Source organism: Bacillus cereus group sp. BfR-BA-01380 (assembly GCF_022663535.1).
GTDB classification, from domain to species: Bacteria; Bacillota; Bacilli; order Bacillales; family Bacillaceae_G; genus Bacillus_A; species Bacillus_A cereus_BB.
Genome location: NZ_JAKUFS010000130.1, coordinates 1 through 223, shown reverse-complemented (window position 1 = coordinate 223; position 223 = coordinate 1). Strand labels below are relative to the sequence as shown.

The following is a 223-nucleotide window of genomic DNA, read 5'->3' as shown; positions in this document are numbered from 1 at the left end:
AGCACTAAAGGGCGGAAACCCTCTAACACTTAGCACTCATCGTTTACGGCGTGGACTACCAGGGTATCTAATCCTGTTTGCTCCCCACGCTTTCGCGCCTCAGTGTCAGTTGCAGACCAGAAAGTCGCCTTCGCCACTGGTGTTCCTCCATATCTCTACGCATTTCACCGCTACACATGGAATTCCACTTTCCTCTTCTGCACTCAAGTCTCCCAGTTTCCAA

General features: G+C 51.1%; 1 rRNA gene. It reads right to left on the bottom strand.

The features are described from left to right. A 16S ribosomal RNA gene (locus tag MR076_RS26235) occupies positions 1-223 on the bottom strand; the annotation flags it as partial.